The organism is Streptomyces sp. NPDC056347, from assembly GCF_042262625.1.
Taxonomy (GTDB): domain Bacteria; phylum Actinomycetota; class Actinomycetes; order Streptomycetales; family Streptomycetaceae; genus Streptomyces.
Map to the genome: position 1 here is coordinate 1 of NZ_JBHJQP010000173.1, position 16,848 is coordinate 16,848.

The following is a 16,848-nucleotide window of genomic DNA, read 5'->3' on the forward strand; positions in this document are numbered from 1 at the left end:
GAAGGGGCCCGGTCCTCCCGGGCCCCTTCCGCATGTCTGTGCCTGTGTCTGTGCCCGTGCCTGCGCCCTGCGCCTGTGCCTGCGGCGGCGTCCGCCCCGCCGTCCCGTCCCGTTCCGTTTTCGGGGGAAGCGGCTACACGTACCGTTCGAGGATCGACGACTCGGCCAGCCGGGACAGCCCCTCGCGCACGCTGCGCGCCCGCGCCTCGCCGACGCCGTCCACCGTCTGGAGGTCGTCCACGCTGGCGGCGAGCAGCTTCTGCAGGCCGCCGAAGTGCTCCACCAGCCGGTCGATGATCGCGCCGGGCAGCCGCGGCACCTTCGCCAGCAGCCGGAAACCGCGCGGCGAGACCGCCGAATCCAGCGTCTCGGGCGAGCCGCTGTAGCCCAACGCCCGGGCCACGACCGGGAGTTCGAGCAGCTCGGTGTGGGAGAGCGCGTCCAGCTCGGTCAGCGCCTCGGCGACCGTACGGGAGCGCTTCGCGGTCGGCTCCGGCACGTAGTCGCGCACGACCAGCTCGCGCTCCGGCTCGACGCCCGCGATCAGCTCGTCGAGCTGGAGCGAGAGAAGACGGCCGTCGGTGCCCAGCTCGACCACGTACTCCGCGATCTCGGTCGCGATCCGGCGGACCATCTCCAGCCGCTGGGAGACCGCCGTCACGTCCCGGACCGTCACCAGGTCCTCGATCTCCAGCGCGGAGAGCGTGCCCGCGACCTCGTCGAGCCGGAGCTTGTACCGCTCCAGGGTGGCGAGGGCCTGGTTGGCCCGGGAGAGGATCGCGCCGGACTCCTCCAGGACCCGGCGCTCCCCGTCCACGTACAGCGCGATCAGGCGCATCGACTGGGAGACCGAGACGACCGGGAAATTGCACTGCTTGGAGACCCGGTCCGCGGTGCGGTGGCGGGTGCCGGTCTCCTCGGTGGGGATGGAGGCGTCCGGCACCAGCTGCACGCCCGCGCGCAGGATCTTGGTCATGTCCTTGTCGAGGATCAGCGCGCCGTCCAGCTTGGCCAGCTCGCGCAGGCGGGTCGCGGTGAACTCCACGTCCAGCACGAATCCGCCGGTGCACATCGACTCGACGGTCTTGTCCATGCCGAGCACGATCAGACCGCCGGTGTTGCCGCGGAGGATGCGCTCCAGCCCGTCCCGCAGTGCCATTCCGGGCGCCACGGCACTCAGCGAGGCGCGCATCAGCGCCTCGTTCCCCGTGCCTTGGCCGGACTTTCCGGGCGATGCTGCCCGGTCGTTGGCTGCCACTGCACTCCTCCGGTCACAGGTTCGCGGTGCCCTTACGTCCCTCGTGCCGTTCGCACGGACGGGCGAGACCAGGGCAAAGTCTACCGGCGTGCGCCCTCCTCCTGGGGGGCCTGTGCGCGAGACCGGCGCGGGAGGACTCTGAGCGCGTCCCCCATGTTGGCGACTTCTGTGACCTTCATACCGGCGGGGACCTTTCCGGGGTCGGTCGGCACCAGCGCGTGCGTGAAGCCCAGGCGGTGTGCCTCGGCCAGCCTGCGCTGCACCCCCGTCACCCTTCTGACCTCGCCCGCGAGCCCCACCTCGCCGATCGCCACCAGGTTCTTCGGCAGGGGGGTGTCACTGGCGGCACTGGCCAGCGCCAGCGCCACCGCGAGGTCCGCGGCGGGCTCCGAGAGCTTCACGCCGCCCACCGTCGCGCTGTAGATGTCGCGCTTGCCGAGCGCGCTGATCCGGCCGCGCTGCTCCAGGACCGCGAGCATCATCGACACCCGGGAGGTCTCCAGACCGGAGGTGGTACGCCGGGGCGAGGGGATCTGGGAGTCGACCGTGAGCGCCTGGACCTCGGCGACGAGCGGCCGCTTGCCTTCCAGGGTGACGGTCAGGCAGGTGCCGGGGACCGGCTCGTCGCGCCGGGTGAGGAAGAGGCCGGAGGGGTCGGCGAGACCGGTGATCCCCTCGTCGTGCAGCTCGAAGCAGCCGACCTCGTCGGTCGCCCCGTACCTGTTCTTGACGCCGCGTACGAGACGCAGGCGGGCGTGGCGGTCGCCCTCGAAGGACAGCACCACGTCGACCAGGTGTTCCAGCAGACGGGGGCCCGCGATCGCCCCCTCCTTGGTGACGTGGCCGACCAGGAGCGTGGACATGCCGCGCTCCTTGGAGGCCCGGATCAGCGCCCCGGCCACCTCCCGGACCTGCGCCATACCGCCCGGCGCCCCCTCGATCTCCGGCGAGGCGACGGTCTGCACGGAGTCGAGGATGAGGAGGGAGGGCTTGACGGCGTCCAGATGGCCGAGGACGGCGGAGAGGTCCGTCTCGGCGGCCAGGTAGAGGTGGTCGTTGATCGCGCGGATGCGGTCGGCGCGCAGCCGGACCTGGCTCGCCGACTCCTCGGCCGTCACGTAGAGCGTGCGGTGTTCCTCGCTCGCCGCCTTGGCGGCCACGTCCAGCAGCAGCGTGGACTTGCCGACGCCCGGCTCGCCCGCCAGGAGCACCACGGCGCCCGGCACGAGACCACCGCCGAGCACCCGGTCCAGCTCGCCGACGCCGGTCGACCGGGCGGTGGCCTGCCGGCTGTCGACCTGGCCGATGGGGAGTGCGGCGGTGCTGACCCGGCCGGCCGCGGTGGTCCGCACGGCGGGGGCGCCGCCGAACTCCTCGACCGTCCCCCAGGCCTGGCACTCGGGGCAGCGGCCGAGCCATTTGGCGGTCGTCCAGCCGCATTCGGAGCAGCGGTAGGACGGCCGGTCCTTCGCGGATTTCGTACGGGCAGCCATGACGCCCACCGTATAGGTGGGGTACGACAACGCCGCCGGGCGCCGTGCGGGGCCCGGGAACCGCAGGGCCCCATAGGGCGTCCGAGTTGCGCACCGACCGGCGGAATCCAGGATTCCTGTCCCCTTTTGAGCGATACGTTCACCCGTAAGGATTAAAAGTGCTGAAGGGGAGCTAAAGGTGTGCCGGGTGCTGCCTACGGTCGCAAGGTGACGAGCAGCGGTCTGGAGCCCCCCACACACACCACCGGCGCACACCGGACGCGGCGCAGTGCGCCCCGCCTTTCGGCGTATGCCCCGTTCTCCCCGCCCGCGTCCTCGCCGCCCCCGCCCCCTTCGCCGTCCTCGTCGTCCTCGCCCCCGGCCGCTCCGCCGCACCGGCCGCCCGCCCGTTACGAACCGCATCTCGACGGCCTGTTCACCTACTGCCTCTCCGTGCTCTGCGACCACGACGCCGCCACCGAGGCGCTCGGCGGCGTGCTGGCGATCGCGGAACGGCAGGACGGCCGGTGTCCGGCCGGCGAGGAGGAACGTAAATCCTGGCTGTACGCGCTGGCCCGGTGGATGTGCATGCGCAAGCTCACCGAGCAGAGGCAGGGCCGCCAGGCACACCGGCGCGGTACGGGCGCGACCGCCCCGGGGGCGCGCACCGGCCGGCGTACGCCCCGGACCCTGCCCCCCGCTCCTCCGAACGCTCCCGCGCCCCCCGAGGCCGAAGCCGCCGAGGCGCACCGCCGCGAGCTGGCCCAGCTGGCCTGGCCCGAGGCGGCCGGCACCACCCCCGAGCAGCGCGAGGCACTCGAACTGGCGGTGCGCCACCGCCTCGCCCCGCGCGCCGTCGCCTCCGTCCTCGGCCTCGACCCGGCCGCCGCCCGCGAACTGCTGGCCGCCGCGGCCTGCGAGGTGGAGCGCACCCGCGCCGCCCTCGCCGTCGTGGAGACGGGCAACTGCCCCACCGTGGCCCGGCTCACCGGCGAGCACCGGGTTCTGCTCTCCGCCGCTCTCCGCCGCGAGCTGGTCCGTCACGTCGACGACTGCCCCCGCTGCCGCAGGGCCGCCGAGCGGGCCGGTGCCAAGGGCCCGTGGCCCGGCGCCGCCGTCGCCCCGGCCGCCGCGCTGCCGGTCGTCGCGGCGCCCCGCCGCTCGGCGTACGTGGCGATGGCCCACGCCCGGCGCAGCCGTTCCGGCGGCCCGCGCTTCGACCGGGCGGGCTTTCCGATGGACCCGAAGGACCACGCCGCGCGCCGGGACCGGCTGCGGGCCGGGGTCGTCACGACGACGGTGGTCGCCACGGTGGTCGCGGCCCCGGTGATCGCGCTGTGGACCGCCTACCGGGGCGCACCGCAGACCGGCGAGGGCCGGGGCGGTGCGACGATCGCCGCCACGGAGAGCGAGGCCCGCCGCGATCTCGGCGCCTCGGACGGCCGTTACGAGAACGCGGGCAACGCCCGCCCCCGGCCCGGCATCCGCTTCGAGGACGGCCGGGTCCCGGACGTCTCGGTGGAGGTGACCGGCTCCGGGCCCGGCCGCCCCGGTGCGGGCGGTCTCACCGTCGAGGCCCGTACGTCCGGCGGAGTCACCCGGATCCGGCTGACCGCCTCGCGCGGGGCGCCGGTCGCCTGGTCGGCCCACGCGGACGCCTCGTGGGTGCGGCTCAGCCGTTCCTCGGGCACGCTCGCCGCGGGCGGGTCCACCACGCTCCGGGTCCTGGTGGACCACCGGCGGGAACCGGCCGGTCCGTGGAGCGTGCGCATCGCGCTCGCCCCGTCCGGCCCGGCCGTGGTGGTCCGGGGGCACGGGGCGAGGCCGCCCGTCCCCGCCGCCCCGGCGCGCCCGGCCGGACCCGCGGCCACCGCCCGGCCGCCCCGGCCCTCGACGGACCCCGTCCCGCCCACGGACCCGGCCACCGGCGGCCCGGCATCGACGCCCACGCCCACTCCCACGCCCACGAAGACCCCGGCGGACCCGGAGCCGGACCCGGGCGGACACTCCTCGGCGTCCCCGGACCCCTCCGGCTCCCGGACCCCCGCGGACCCGGCCGGCTGAGGCCCGAAGGCGCGGGCCGGGATCAGGCGCGCGCCGGGATCAGGCGCGGGCCGGGGTCAGGCCGGGTCGGCCGGGTGCGGGGCCATCGGCAGCAGCGCGGCCAGCCGCTCCTCGCACAGCTCGGCCAGCCGCCCGTACGCCTCCTTGCCCATCATCTCGGTGAGCTCGGGCCGGTACGAGACGTACACCGGCTCCCCGGCCCCGTGCGCCGAGGTCGCCGAGGTGCACCACCAGTGCAGGTCATGGCCGCCGGGGCCCCAGCCCCGGCGGTCGTACTCCCCGATCGACACCTGGAGCACCCGGGTGTCGTCGGGCCGGTCGATCCAGTCGTACGTACGCCGGACCGGCAGCTGCCAGCAGACGTCCGGCTTGGTCTCCAGCGGCTCCCGGCCCTCGCGCAGCGCCAGGATGTGCAGCGAGCAGCCCGCGCCCGCCGCGAACCCCGGCCGGTTCTGGAAGATGCACGAGCCCTTCCAGCGCCGCGTCTGGCGTTCCCCGTCCTCGTCGACCTCGACCCAGCCGGACTCCGTGCCGACGTCGTGGAACTGCCACAGCTCCGGCGTCAGCCGCTCGACGTGCCCGGCCACCCGCTGCTCGTCGTCCTCGTCCGAGAAGTGCGCGCCCAGCGTGCAGCAGCCGTCGTCGGCGCGGCCCGCCTGGATGCCCTGGCAGCCGCTGCCGAAGATGCACGTCCACCGGGAGGTCAGCCAGGTCAGGTCGCAGCGGAAGACCTGCTCGTCGTCCGCGGGGTCCGGGAACTCGACCCAGGCGCGGGCGAAATCGATCCCGACCTCGTCCTCGGCGCGGTCCGCGGCCGGCCCGTTCACTTCCTGCGGCATCTCCTGCTCCGCCTTCTGCTTCTTCGCGTTCTTCGTGTTCTTCGCGTTTTTGCCCGGCTTCGCCTTTTTCGTCTTTGGCACGCGCCAAGGGTACGGCCGAAAGGCGGCCGGACGGCGGGCCGAGGCGGCGGAGGGGCAGGCCCGGCCACCGGTCGGAGCGGATCCGGGGCACCGGTAGCGTTCCGGGTATGAGACTCGGAGTCCTGGACGTGGGTTCGAACACGGTGCATCTGCTGGTGGTGGACGCGCACCCCGGCGCGCGCCCGCTGCCCGCGCACTCGCACAAGGTGGAGCTCCGCCTGGCCGAACTCCTCGACGCCGAAGGGGCGATCAGCCCCGAGGGCGTGGACCGGCTGGTCGCCACGGTCGGCGACGCGCTCCAGGCCGCCGAGGACAAGGGCTGCGAGGACGTCCTGCCGTTCGCCACCTCCGCGGTGCGCGAGGCGAGCAACGCCGATCGGGTGCTGGCCCGGGTGCGTGAGGAGACCGGTGTCGACCTCGCCGTCCTCAGCGGCGCGGAGGAGGCCCGGCTCACCTTCCTCGCCGCGCGCCGCTGGTTCGGCTGGTCGTCGGGGCGGCTGCTGGTGCTGGACATCGGCGGCGGTTCGCTGGAGGTCGCGTACGGCGTCGACGAGGAGCCGGACGCCGCGGTCTCGCTGCCGCTCGGGGCGGGCCGCCTCACCGCCGGGTGGCTGCCGGGCGACCCGCCCGACCCGGCCGACGTGAAGGCACTCCGCCGCCATGTGCGCGCCGGCATCGCCCGCAGCGTCGGGGAGTTCACCCGCCTCGGGCGCCCCGACCACGTCGTGGCCACCTCCAAGACCTTCAAGCAGCTCGCCAGGATCGCGGGCGCCGCCCGTTCCACCGAGGGCCTGTACGTCCAGCGCAACCTCTCCCGCAAGGCGCTGGAGGACTGGGTGCCCAAGCTGGCCACGATGACCGCCGAGCAGCGCTGCGGGCTGCCCGGTGTCTCCGAGGGCCGGGCCGGCCAGCTGCTCGCCGGGGCGCTGGTCGCGGAGGGCGCGATGGACCTGTTCGGGGTCGAGGAGCTGGAGATCTGCCCCTGGGCGCTGCGCGAGGGCGTCATCCTGCGCCGCCTGGACCACCTGCCCGCGGAGCGGGCCTCGCTGGGCTGACGGCCCGGGGCCCATGGCCCTGCTCACTTTCCGCCGCGGTCCCTCGGCGGGGCGTACCGCTGCCCGTACGCTGTTCCAGTGGCAGAACCAGTGGTGCGCGTCCCGGATGCGAAGGTCGCCCTGTCGACGGCTTCGGTCTACCCGGAGTCGACGGCGACGGCCTTCGAGATCGCCGCGCGTCTCGGCTACGACGGTGTCGAGGTCATGGTGTGGACCGACCCCGTCAGCCAGGACATCGAGGCACTGCGTCGGCTCTCGGACTACCACGGGGTGCCGATCCTGGCCGTCCACGCGCCCTGCCTCCTGATCACCCAGCGCGTCTGGTCCACCGACCCGTGGGTGAAGCTCCAGCGGGCCCGGAAGGCGGCGGAGCGGCTCGGCGCGACGACCGTCGTGGTCCACCCGCCGTTCCGTTGGCAGCGCAATTACGCGCGCGACTTCGTCACCGGCGTCTGGCGCATGGCCGACGAGACCGACGTCCGGTTCGCCGTCGAGAACATGTACCCCTGGCGCTACCGGGACCGCGAGATGCTCGCGTACGCCCCCGACTGGGACGTCACCCGCGACGACTACCGCCACTTCACCGTGGACCTCTCGCACACCGCGACGGCCCGCACCGACGGCATGGCGATGGTCGGGCGGATGGGCGACCGGCTCGCCCACATCCACCTCGCCGACGGCAAGGGCTCCAACAAGGACGAGCACCTGGTGCCCGGCCGGGGCGACCAGCCCTGCGCGGAACTCCTGGAGCACCTGGCCCGCACCGGCTTCGACGGCCATGTCGTCATCGAGGTCAATACCCGCCGGGCCATGTCCGCCGCCGAACGCGAGGCCGACCTGGCGGAGGCGCTGGCCTTCACCCGGCTCCACCTGGCCTCGGCCCCGACCCGGACGCCGCGTCCGTAGCACGGCCTCCCGGACCGGCGGGGCACCCGGCAGTTTCGTCCCGCATATCGGACACCATGTCCAGATCTTGGAGCCGGAGGCGTACGCTCGAAGGCAGTCTTTAACGTCGAAGGAGCGAGAGACGATGCCCCAGCTGAGGTCCCGCACTGTCACTCACGGCCGCAACATGGCCGGCGCCCGCGCCCTCATGCGGGCCTCGGGCGTAGCGAGCGAGGACATCGGCAAGCCGATCATCGCGGTCGCCAACTCCTTCACCGAGTTCGTCCCCGGCCACACCCACCTGGCGCCGGTCGGCCGGATCGTCTCCGAGGCCATCAAGGCGGCGGGCGCCGTGCCCCGCGAGTTCAACACCATCGCCGTCGACGACGGCATCGCGATGGGCCACGGCGGGATGCTCTACAGCCTCCCCTCCCGCGACCTGATCGCCGACTCCGTCGAGTACATGGTCGAGGCGCACTGCGCGGACGCGCTGATCTGCATCTCCAACTGCGACAAGATCACCCCCGGCATGCTGATGGCCGCGATGCGCCTCAACATCCCGACGGTCTTCGTCTCCGGCGGCCCGATGGAGGCCGGCAAGGCCACCCTGGTCGACGGCACGGTCCGCAAGCTCGACCTGATCAACGCGATCAGCGACGCCGTCGACGAGAACGTCTCCGACGAGGACATCCTCCGCATCGAGGAGAACGCCTGCCCCACCTGCGGCAGCTGTTCCGGCATGTTCACCGCCAACTCGATGAACTGCCTGACCGAGGCCCTCGGCCTCTCCCTCCCCGGCAACGGCTCCGTCCTCGCCACCCACACCGCCCGCCGGGCGCTGTACGAGGAGGCCGGCCGCACGGTCGTCGAGATCACCAGGCGCCACTACGAGCAGGACGACGCGACGGTCCTGCCCCGCGCCATCGGCACCCGCGCCGCCTTCGACAACGCCATGGCGCTCGACATCGCCATGGGCGGCTCCACCAACACGATCCTGCACCTGCTGGCCGCCGCGCAGGAGGCCGAGCTGGACTACGACCTGGCCGACATCGACGCCGTCTCGCGCCGCGTCCCCTGCCTGGCGAAGGTCGCCCCCAACGTCGCCCCCGGCGGCACGTACTACATGGAGGACGTGCACCGGGCCGGCGGCATCCCCGCCATCCTCGGCGAGCTGCACCGCGCCGGACTGCTCGACACGAACGTGCACGCGGTCCACTCCGACTCCCTCGACGAGTGGCTGAAGGAGTGGGACGTCCGCGGCGGCTCCCCGTCCCCGGAGGCCGTCGAGCTGTGGCACGCCGCCCCCGGCTGCGTCCGCTCCGCCACCGCCTTCTCCCAGTCCGAGCGCTGGGAGACCCTCGACCTCGACGCCGCGGGCGGCTGCATCCGCGACCTGGCACACGCCTACTCCAAGGACGGCGGCCTGGCGGTCCTCAAGGGGAACCTCGCGGTCGACGGCTGCGTCGTGAAGACGGCGGGCGTCGACGAGTCGATCTGGACCTTCGAGGGCCCGGCGGTCGTCTGCGAATCGCAGGAGGAGGCCGTCGACAAGATCCTCCGCAAGGAGATCAAGGAGGGCGACGTCGTCGTCATCCGCTACGAGGGCCCGCGCGGCGGCCCCGGCATGCAGGAGATGCTCTACCCGACCTCGTTCCTCAAGGGCCGCGGCCTCGGCAAGAGCTGCGCCCTGGTGACCGACGGCCGCTTCTCCGGCGGTACGTCGGGCCTGTCCATCGGCCACGCCTCGCCGGAGGCCGCCTCGGGCGGCACGATCGCCCTGGTCGAGGACGGCGACCGGATCAGGATCGACATCCCGCAGCGGTCGATCGAGCTGCTGGTCCCCGAGGCCGAGCTGGCCGCCCGCCGCGAGGCGCTGAACGGCGCGTACGCCCCGAAGGACCGCGACCGCAAGGTCAGCGCCGCGCTGCGGGCCTACGCGGCGATGGCGACGAGCGCCGACCGGGGCGCGGTGCGCGACGTGTCCAAGCTCGGCTGAGCAGCCGTACGTCCAGGACCCCGCCCGCCCGGTGAAACCCTCACCAGCGGGCGGGGTCCTCGCCGTCCACGGCGAACACGGACCCGTCGGGCGCCGTCCCGAGGACGGCCCGGCCCGCCACGACCGGGGCGGGCAGCTCCGAGGAGTAGCCGAGCCGCCCGTCGCGCAGCCGCGGCCCGGTCTGCCCCAGCAGCTTCCCGCGCGCGGTGTCCACGGCCAGCAGCCGCCCGTCCGCCGCGGAGAAGTACAGCCGGTCACCGGCGGCGAGCACCGGCGCGGAGGTCCGCCCGGCCGCGGTCTCCAGCTGCCAGCGCACCGCGCCGCCGCCTCCCGCTCGGGTGTCCACGGCGACCAGCGTCCCGCCGCGCCCCAGCAGGTAGGCGGTGTCCCCGCCCACCGCGACCTCCGGGTCGTTCATCCGGAACGGCAGCGCGGTCCGGGCGGCCTTCCCCGTCCCCGGGTCGTAGCGGACCAGCCCGACCGTCTGGGTGTCCCCGTTCATCTCGGTCAGCACGAGCGTCCCGCCCGAGCTCCCCACCGGGGTCAGCATCCCGTCCAGCCGCCGCTGCCAGGCGGTGCGCCCCGAGACGGCGTCGACGGCGGTGACCAGCGTGCTCGACCCGTACGACGAGTGCTCGAAGGCGTAGGCCAGCCCGGTGCGCCCGTCGTACAGCGCGTAGTCCGGGCGCCGGTGCCCGGCGAGCGCGTGCCGCCACAGGGAGACCCCGGTCGCGGAGTCCAGCGCCTCGGTCGTGCCGTCCTCGGCGACCAGCAGGAGGGCGTCGCCCGCGGCGAAGGGGGTGCCCGCGTACGGGGAGAGGCCGGCGGCCCAGACCTGCTCGCCCCGGGCGGGGTCGTACGCCCGGGTCTTCCCGCCCGGCACCGCCGTGTGCACCAGCCCGCCGGAGACCGACACCGCGCCGGCCGCCGTACCGCTCCCCGCGGGCTGACGGGACCACAGCACCCGGCCGTCGGCGGGATCCAGCCGGGCCGCCCCGACCCCGCCCGCCGCGCAGTACACCGCGGAGCCGTCCGCCACGGTGCAGACCGGCGTCGCCCCGCCGCCCGTGCGCAACGGGGTTCGCCACGGCGAGAACGTCTCCGCAGGGCCCTTCGCCGGACCCTCCGCCGCCCCCGCCCCGCCGGAGCCGCCGAGCACCGCGCCCGACCCCACGGCCCACGCCCCGCCCGCGCCCATGACCAGCAGCGCCGCGGTGGCCGCCAGCCATCGCCGCTTCCCGCCGCCCGGCCCGGTTCGCCCGGACGGCGCCACCGCCCGCACATGCGTGTCGGCGTCGGCGGCGCCCACCGCACCACCGGACGCGGGCAACGGCCCGGGCTCCGGCCCCGGCTCCGGCTCCGGGGCGAGGAGCGAGGTGGTCGCCGGCCGCCGCTGCGACGGTATGAACGCGGCCGCGTCGTAGGACGGCGGGCGCAGCGTCGCCATGATCTCGTCGGGGGTGGGCCGCCCGGCGGGGTCCTTCGTCAGACACCGCCCGATCAGCGGGGCCAGGTCCTCCGGCACCCCCGCCAGATCCGCCTCGTCGTGCACCACCTGGTAGGCCACGATGTACGGGCTGTCCGAGTCGAACGGCCCCCGCCCCGTCGCCGCGTGGACGAGCACGGCCCCCAGCGCGAACACGTCGGCGGCGGGCCCGACCTCGCGCGGCCGCTGGAACTGCTCGGGCGCCATGTACGGCGGCGAGCCGATCAGCTTGCCGGTCTCGGTGCGCAGATCGCTGTCGTAGGGGCGGGAGATCCCGAAGTCGATGACCTTGGGCCCGGAGTCGGCGAGCAGCACGTTGCTCGGCTTCAGATCGCGGTGGATCACCCCGGCCCGGTGGATGTCGCGCAGCGCCTCCGCGAGCCCCGCGGTCAGCCGCCGCAGCTCGGCGGGGGCCATCGGCCCGTTCCGCTTCACCTGGTCGGCGAGGGTGGGGCCGGGGACGTACAGGGTGGCCATCCAGGGGCGCCCGGCGTCCGGATCGGCGTCGACGACCGGTGCGGTGAAGGCGCCGCTCACCCGCCGCGCCGCCCCGACCTCCTGCCGGAAACGTGCCCTGAACTCGGGGTCCGAGGCGTACTGCCGGTGCACCACCTTGACGGCGAGCTGGAGCCCGGAGGCGGAGCGCGCCAGATGCACCACGCCCATGCCACCCGCGCCGAGGCGTGCCTCAAGGCGGTACTGGCCCGCGTAGTCCGGATGTTCCGCTTCCGGACCGGCCCCGGTACCTCGCAGCGGCGGCATCGCCCACCCCCGTGTGTTCCTCCGCAAGCGCGACGCACGGAGCCTAGTCGATGGTGCGTGCGATCCGGACGGGGCTTGTAGCCTGCGCGTCGTACATGTCGTACGGAACGTCTGTCAGCCGTACGGAACGTCTTTCAACGGGGGAGGCCCTCATGGCCATGGACGAGCAGACCGAGGCAACGACCGCGCAAGCGGACACCACCGCGCCCGGGAACACCGACGTCGAGGCGCTCGCCGCGGACGACGACGTCACCCGCTACCCGATCGCACCCGGCTACCGCGTCAACGTCCGCCGCGGCCCGGGCACCCAGTACGGCATCGTCCGCACCCTCCCGTACGGGGTGAAGGTGGCCGTCTACTGCCAGAAGACGGGCGAACGGGTCACCGGTCCCTACGGCACCTCGAACATCTGGGACAACATCGCCAACGGCCAGTTCGTGGCGGACGCCTACGTCCACACCGGCAGCGACGGCTACATCGCCCCCCGCTGCGACTGACCGGCACGGCTCCCGGCGCGCCGGGCACCGCACCCGCCCGGGGATAATCGGCTCCGTGAGCGAGAACAGCGAAGCCCCCGGCCCCGGCGCCGCGCCCGGTTCCACCACGCCCGGCCCGCGGCCCGAGCCCCTGCGCTTCTTCGGGACGACCTGGGTCGACCACAGCGGGGGCTACGGGCTGCGCCGTGCGGGCGCCGCGGTCGGCTCGCTGGCCGCCGCGGTCGCCGCCTGCTTCGTCCTGCGCTTCGCCTTCCAGGGTTTGGAGATCGCCGACGTCGGCGGCTTCGTCGGCATCCTGGTGGTCGTGATGTTCGCGGTCTGCAGCGCCGTCGCCTTCCGCAAGACCTGGGAGGGCTTCGGCCGCCGCCCCACCGACCCGGCGCGCGAGGCCAGTCTGCGCGGCATCAGGACGATCGGCTTCGTCGGCGGGCTGCTCGCCTACTTCTTCCGTACGTTCCGGGAGGCCCCGGGCGAGGGCCTGCACCGCGAGGAGTACGAGGCGGCCCTGACCCGCTACGAGAAGCGCCGCTCGACCCGCACCGGAAACCCGGCGGCCCGCAAGCGGAACAGGCCCGCGAACCAGTCCGACCCCGCCAAGCAGTCCGGCCCCGCCAAGCCAAAGCGCCCCAAGCGCAAGTAGCACCCCGCTTCCCGGTCTGGTGCGGCATCTCCGCCGCAGGTGACGATGGCCCCATGAACGCCACCGACGGCACCGAAGCCACCAGCACCACCGACTTCACTGACGGCACTGGCACCACTCCCGCCCCGCCCGCGTCCCGCGCCCTCTCCTTCGACCGGGCGGCCGCCCAGTACGCCGCCGCCCGCCCCGGCTACCCGCCCGCGCTTCTCGACGCCGTCGAGGAACTGGCCGGCCGCCCCCTCGACGGCGCCCGCACCGCCGACATCGGCGCCGGCACCGGCATCGCCACCCGGCTCCTGCACGAGCGCGGCGCCCGGGTCACCGCCGTCGAGCCCGGCGCCGGCATGGCCGCGCAACTGCACCGCTCGCTGCCCCACCTGCCCGTGGTGCGGGGCGACGGCAACCGCCTCCCCCTCGCCACCGCGTCCGCCGACCTGATCACCTACGCCCAGTCCTGGCACTGGACCGACCGGGCCCTGGCCGCCGCCGAAGCCGTACGGGTGCTGCGTCCCGGCGGCGCCCTCGCCCTGTGGTGGAACGTCTCGGACCAGTCGGTCCCCTGGGTCGCCGAGCAGGACGCCCGTCTCCGCCGCTTCCTCGGCGCGGGCGAGTCCGCGCACGGCTCGCCCGCCCTGCCCCGCGAGCTGCCCCCCTCCCTCGACTTCGCGCACCGCCTGCTGCCCTGGACCCGGCGCGTGCCCCTCGACACCCACCTCGGCAACCTCGCCAGCCACTCCGCCTTCCTGGTCCTCGGCGACGAACCCACCCGGCGCTTCCTCGCCGAGGAACGCGGCCACCTCGCGAAGGTCTTCCCGGACGGCAGGGTCGAGGAGGCCTACACCGTCCAGCTGTACGTGGCGACCACCGACTGAGGAAGGATGGCGGCCACGAGCACGGAGAACCGTCAGCACCGCCCGGAGGGTGAACCACATGGCCCAGACAGTCGCAGTCCTCGGCACCGGAAAGATCGGCGAGGCCCTGCTCAGCGGCATGATCCGGGCGGGCTGGCGCCCGGCCGACCTGCTGGTCACCACCCGCCGCGCCGAACGCGCCGAGGAGCTCCGCAACCGCTACGGCGTCGACTCCGTCGGCAACGCCGAGGCCGCCGCCCGCGCCGACATCCTCATCCTCGCGGTCAAGCCCCAGGACATGGGCCGCCTCCTCGACGAGCTCGCCGGGCACCTCGCCCCCGGCCGCCTGGTCATCAGCGCGGCAGCCGGCATCACCACCGCGTTCATCGAGGACCGCCTCGCCGCCGACACCCCGGTCGTCCGGGTCATGCCGAACACCCCGGTCCTGGTCGACGAGGGCATGTCCGTCATCTCGGCGGGCAGCCACGCCACCGCCGAGCACCTCGCCGCCACGGAGGCCATCTTCGGCGGCGTCGGCAAGACCCTCCGTGTCCCCGAGTCCCAGCAGGACGCGGCGACCGCCCTGTCCGGCTCGGGCCCCGCGTACTTCTACTTCCTGGTCGAGGCGATGACCGACGCGGGCATCCTGCTCGGCCTGCCCCGCGCCCAGGCCCACGAGCTGATCGTCCAGGCCGCGATCGGCGCCGCCGTGATGCTCCGCGACAGCGGCGAGCACCCCGTCAAGCTGCGCGAGGCCGTCACCAGCCCGGCGGGCACCACCATCAGCGCCATCCGCGAGCTGGAGAACCACGGCGTACGGGCCGCCCTGATCGCCGCCCTCGAAGCGGCCCGAGACCGCAGCCGCGAGCTCGCCTCCGGCAACGGCTGAGCTACCCCGCGGCGGCGATCAGCTCCGCACTTCCCACCACCTTCGCGAACCCACCGCCGTGCAGCGACACGGCGGTGGCCCGCGCCAACTCGTCCGCGCCCAGCACCCACCCGTACGGCCCGGTCAGCCCGAAGGTGTACGTGGCGTCCAGCGCGAAGAACACCTCGTACCCGAGGTTCCCGCCCATCCGGGCCGTGGTCTCCGCGCACATGTTGGTCTGCACACCGGCCACCACGAACTGGCGGATTCCGTTCCGGTCCAGCCACTGCCTGAGATCCGGCGTGCCGTAGAACGCGGAGTTCACGCTCTTCCTCACCAACAGCTCGGGCCCGTCCCCCTTCCCGCGCCGCTCCTCCACGTATCCCTGGAAGCCGTTGCCCGGCTGCCCCGCCCGCAGCGGCGAGTCCGGCTTGTCCGAGTCGTGCCGCACGAACACCACCGGCCGCCCGCTCGCCTGCCAGGCGTCGATCAGTCCGGCGATGTTCCCGTCGGCCGCCGGATTGTTCCGCCGCCCCCAGTACGCCTCCTCCGCGAACCCCCGCTGTACGTCGATCACCACCAGCGCCGCGTTCCCGTCGATCTCCATACCCGTCACGCTCTCCGTGTTCTCCATACGGACGATCCTGTCGCCCCGCACCCCCGCGCCACAGAGGCGGAAAAGCCATCGTCCGATGGTTTACTGCCACGATGTCGCCCCCGGACGAACCCACCACCCACCCCACCCGCGTCGCGCTCGTCTGCTTCCCCGGCGTCCGGGCCTTCGACGTCACGGTCATCGGCGAGGTCTGGGGCGTCGACCGCACCGACCGGGGCGTCCCGCCCTTCGACCTGCGCCGCACCGCCGCGGACCCGGCACCGATCCCCCTGCGCGGCGGCCTCTCGCTCACCCCCGACCGCACCCTGGCCTGGCTCGCCCGCGCCGACCTGATCGTCGTCCCCGGCCTGGACGACCAGCTGACACCGGCCCCCGCCCCGGTCCTCGCCGCCCTCCGCCGCGCCCATGCCCGGTCCACCCCGATCGCCGCCCTGTGCGGCGGGGCCTTCACCCTCGCCCAGGCCGGCCTCCTGGACGACCGACAAGCGGTCACCCACTGGAACCTCACCGACCTCCTCCGCACCCACCACCCCCGGGTGCGGGTCACCCAGGACGCCCTCTTCGTCCACGACGACAATCTCTGGACCTCGGCGGGCACCGCGGCCGGCATCGACCTCTGCCTCCACCTCGTCCGCGCCGCCCACGGTGCCGAGGCCGCCGCCACCATCGCCCGTTCGATGGTCACGGCCCCCTTCCGCACCGGGACGCAGGCCCAGTTCATCGAGCACCCGACCCCGCGAGCCGACCGCGACGCCGACACCCTCGCCGAGGTACGCGCCTTCGCCCTGACCCGTCTGGCCGAACCGCACACGGTCGCCACTCTCGCCGCCCGCGCCGGAATGTCCCCCCGCTCCTTCGCCCGCCATTTCCAGGCCACCACCGGCACGACCCCGCTGCACTGGCTGATCACCCGACGCGTCGCCGCGGCCCAGAAGCTCCTGGAGCGAACCGACCTCCCCCTCCCGGAGGTGGCCCGCCGCACCGGCTTCGGCAGCGAGGTCACCATGCGCCAGCACTTCGCCACCCGCCTGTCCACCAGCCCCCGCGACTACCGCCGCGCCTTCCACCGCACACCGGACCAGACCGGGGTTGACACACCCCGCCTCGATCCGTAATGTGCTCCGAGTTGTCCGACGTGAGCGCCGACCCCGGTCGGTCCCCGGACAGCCATTCCGCAGTAACCACTTCTGACCAGCGACATCTGTCGTCGGCCATTGCGTGCGCATTTGTGGAATGAGGAATCAGCGTTCGAAGGAACGCCCCCGATTAGCGTCGGGGCCCAGGATTCCGCTAAAGTCTCACTCGTCGGAACGGCCCAAGGGCCAGGAAGACAAACCCCGCTGACTGGGAATCAGACCCGAAAGGATCTGATAGAGTCGGACTCGCCGGAAAGGGAATCGCGAAAGCGAGGAACTGGAAAGCGAAACCCACTTCGACTGGGAATCGGCACTCGAGAGAGTCTGATAGAGTCGGAAACG

At 73.8% G+C, this 16,848-nt stretch carries 14 protein-coding genes; 9 read left to right on the forward strand and 5 right to left on the reverse strand.

Annotated features, from left to right (window positions below):
• Positions 1-133: 133 nt before the first annotated feature.
• Together disA and radA are read right to left on the reverse strand one after the other, a co-directional pair.
• Positions 134-1,258, reverse strand: coding sequence for a DNA integrity scanning diadenylate cyclase DisA (gene disA, locus ACFCV8_RS29715; RefSeq protein WP_376688566.1), 1,125 nt, complete (start codon positions 1,256-1,258; stop codon positions 134-136).
• A gap of 80 nt (positions 1,259-1,338) precedes the next feature.
• Positions 1,339-2,751: a DNA repair protein RadA gene (radA, locus tag ACFCV8_RS29720; RefSeq protein ID WP_376688567.1), complete on the reverse strand. Its 1,413-nt coding sequence runs from the start codon at positions 2,749-2,751 to the stop codon at positions 1,339-1,341.
• Positions 2,752-2,958: 207 nt separating this feature from the next.
• Between radA and ACFCV8_RS29725 the strand changes: the two genes are divergently transcribed.
• Positions 2,959-4,794 (forward strand): hypothetical protein, encoded by a 1,836-nt coding sequence (locus ACFCV8_RS29725; protein WP_376688568.1) that lies wholly within the window; start codon positions 2,959-2,961, stop codon positions 4,792-4,794.
• A 56-nt stretch (positions 4,795-4,850) separates the two neighbouring features.
• On the opposite strand, the gene ACFCV8_RS29730 is transcribed toward ACFCV8_RS29725, so the two are convergent.
• Complete coding sequence (locus ACFCV8_RS29730; RefSeq protein ID WP_376688569.1) at positions 4,851-5,714, reverse strand: hypothetical protein; 864 nt, start codon at positions 5,712-5,714, stop codon at positions 4,851-4,853.
• A gap of 107 nt (positions 5,715-5,821) precedes the next feature.
• Between ACFCV8_RS29730 and ACFCV8_RS29735 the strand changes: the two genes are divergently transcribed.
• From ACFCV8_RS29735 to ilvD, 3 genes are all read left to right on the forward strand, one after another.
• On the forward strand, positions 5,822-6,769 hold the full coding sequence (locus ACFCV8_RS29735; protein WP_376688570.1) for a Ppx/GppA family phosphatase: 948 nt from the start codon (positions 5,822-5,824) through the stop codon (positions 6,767-6,769).
• A 78-nt stretch (positions 6,770-6,847) separates the two neighbouring features.
• Positions 6,848-7,675 (forward strand): sugar phosphate isomerase/epimerase family protein, encoded by an 828-nt coding sequence (locus ACFCV8_RS29740; protein WP_376688571.1) that lies wholly within the window; start codon positions 6,848-6,850, stop codon positions 7,673-7,675.
• A 124-nt stretch (positions 7,676-7,799) separates the two neighbouring features.
• Positions 7,800-9,650: a dihydroxy-acid dehydratase gene (gene ilvD, locus ACFCV8_RS29745; RefSeq protein ID WP_376688572.1), complete on the forward strand. Its 1,851-nt coding sequence runs from the start codon at positions 7,800-7,802 to the stop codon at positions 9,648-9,650.
• A 40-nt stretch (positions 9,651-9,690) separates the two neighbouring features.
• Here ilvD and ACFCV8_RS29750 read toward each other — a convergent pair whose 3' ends face one another.
• Positions 9,691-11,898 carry a PQQ-binding-like beta-propeller repeat protein gene (locus ACFCV8_RS29750; RefSeq protein ID WP_376688573.1) on the reverse strand — a complete coding sequence of 736 codons (2,208 nt, stop codon included), beginning with the start codon at positions 11,896-11,898 and terminating at the stop codon, positions 9,691-9,693.
• 152 nt (positions 11,899-12,050) lie between these two features.
• Between ACFCV8_RS29750 and ACFCV8_RS29755 the strand changes: the two genes are divergently transcribed.
• Genes ACFCV8_RS29755 through proC form a run of 4 tightly spaced genes read left to right on the forward strand, consistent with a single transcriptional unit; the run spans position 12,051 to position 14,775 of the window.
• Positions 12,051-12,395 carry an SH3 domain-containing protein gene (locus ACFCV8_RS29755; RefSeq protein ID WP_376688574.1) on the forward strand — a complete coding sequence of 115 codons (345 nt, stop codon included), beginning with the start codon at positions 12,051-12,053 and terminating at the stop codon, positions 12,393-12,395.
• A gap of 55 nt (positions 12,396-12,450) precedes the next feature.
• A complete protein-coding gene (locus ACFCV8_RS29760; protein WP_376688575.1) occupies positions 12,451-13,035 on the forward strand; it encodes a hypothetical protein in 585 nt (194 codons plus the stop codon).
• 53 nt (positions 13,036-13,088) lie between these two features.
• Entirely contained in the window at positions 13,089-13,907 is an 819-nt protein-coding gene (locus tag ACFCV8_RS29765; protein ID WP_376688576.1) for a class I SAM-dependent methyltransferase, read from the forward strand.
• A gap of 58 nt (positions 13,908-13,965) precedes the next feature.
• On the forward strand, positions 13,966-14,775 hold the full coding sequence (proC, locus tag ACFCV8_RS29770; protein WP_376688577.1) for a pyrroline-5-carboxylate reductase: 810 nt from the start codon (positions 13,966-13,968) through the stop codon (positions 14,773-14,775).
• Between the two features lies 1 nt (position 14,776).
• Here the strand turns inward: proC and ACFCV8_RS29775 are convergent, their stop codons facing one another.
• Positions 14,777-15,361 (reverse strand): cysteine hydrolase family protein, encoded by a 585-nt coding sequence (locus ACFCV8_RS29775; protein WP_376688579.1) that lies wholly within the window; start codon positions 15,359-15,361, stop codon positions 14,777-14,779.
• Between the two features lie 101 nt (positions 15,362-15,462).
• Between ACFCV8_RS29775 and ACFCV8_RS29780 the strand changes: the two genes are divergently transcribed.
• Complete coding sequence (locus ACFCV8_RS29780) at positions 15,463-16,485, forward strand: GlxA family transcriptional regulator (protein ID WP_376688578.1); 1,023 nt, start codon at positions 15,463-15,465, stop codon at positions 16,483-16,485.
• Positions 16,486-16,848 lie beyond the last annotated feature (363 nt).

What these genes read in the sequence shown, in the direction of transcription:
- ACFCV8_RS29765 (WP_376688576.1), top strand. Translation starts at nt 13,089, where the DNA reads ATGAACGCCACCGACGGCACCGAAGCCACCAGCACCACCGACTTCACT.
- radA (WP_376688567.1), bottom strand. Translation starts at nt 2,751, where the DNA reads ATGGCTGCCCGTACGAAATCCGCGAAGGACCGGCCGTCCTACCGCTGC.
- ACFCV8_RS29775 (WP_376688579.1), bottom strand. Translation starts at nt 15,361, where the DNA reads ATGGAGATCGACGGGAACGCGGCGCTGGTGGTGATCGACGTACAGCGG.
- ACFCV8_RS29755 (WP_376688574.1), top strand. Translation starts at nt 12,051, where the DNA reads ATGGCCATGGACGAGCAGACCGAGGCAACGACCGCGCAAGCGGACACC.
- ACFCV8_RS29735 (WP_376688570.1), top strand. Translation starts at nt 5,822, where the DNA reads ATGAGACTCGGAGTCCTGGACGTGGGTTCGAACACGGTGCATCTGCTG.
- proC (WP_376688577.1), top strand. Translation starts at nt 13,966, where the DNA reads ATGGCCCAGACAGTCGCAGTCCTCGGCACCGGAAAGATCGGCGAGGCC.
- ACFCV8_RS29780 (WP_376688578.1), top strand. Translation starts at nt 15,463, where the DNA reads ATGTCGCCCCCGGACGAACCCACCACCCACCCCACCCGCGTCGCGCTC.
- ilvD (WP_376688572.1), top strand. Translation starts at nt 7,800, where the DNA reads ATGCCCCAGCTGAGGTCCCGCACTGTCACTCACGGCCGCAACATGGCC.
- ACFCV8_RS29750 (WP_376688573.1), bottom strand. Translation starts at nt 11,898, where the DNA reads ATGCCGCCGCTGCGAGGTACCGGGGCCGGTCCGGAAGCGGAACATCCG.